The organism is Oleiphilus sp. HI0117, assembly GCF_001635235.1.
Map to the genome: position 1 here is coordinate 1 of NZ_LWGA01000239.1, position 480 is coordinate 480.

Sequence of the window (480 nt, forward strand, 5' to 3'; positions counted from 1 at the left end):
CGCGGCCCGCTAGCTGAACCGCTGTGTAAGGTTTAACGCCTGGTGCTGGTTCTGTCGTTTGTGTTTGAAACATCAGCGGAACGATTTCAACCAAACCGGCAACACTAATTACTAGGGCAATTAATACACCAAGTAGTGCGCTGTTCTTTTCAATAGTTTGATGATTCATTATGCTGCCTCCTTGTTGGATGCTTCGTTGTCTAACTCGGAAGAACCGATGGTTTTAATTACGTTATATGCCATCATCAACATACCAACCAAGAACATTAATCCACCAAGTACACGTACGACATAGTAGGGGTAGCTAGCTTTGATACTTTCAATGAAAGTATATGTCAGCGTACCGTCGTCACCCATGTCTCTCCACATTAGGCCTTGCATTACACCAGCGATCCACATTGATGCTATATAAAGTACTACACCAATTGTTGCGATCCAGAAATGACTGTTTATCAGCGATTCGCTATACATGCGCTTTTT

2 protein-coding genes are annotated in these 480 nt (G+C 43.1%); both read right to left on the reverse strand.

The window, feature by feature from the left end:
* A partial coding sequence (locus A3757_RS28030) for a cbb3-type cytochrome c oxidase subunit II (RefSeq protein WP_197469690.1) occupies positions 1-169 on the reverse strand: 169 nt, incomplete at its 3' end.
* Positions 169-480 (reverse strand): cbb3-type cytochrome c oxidase subunit I (locus A3757_RS02995; protein ID WP_197469691.1); only part of this gene is annotated, 312 nt, incomplete at its 5' end. The genes A3757_RS28030 and A3757_RS02995, both read right to left, overlap by 1 nt.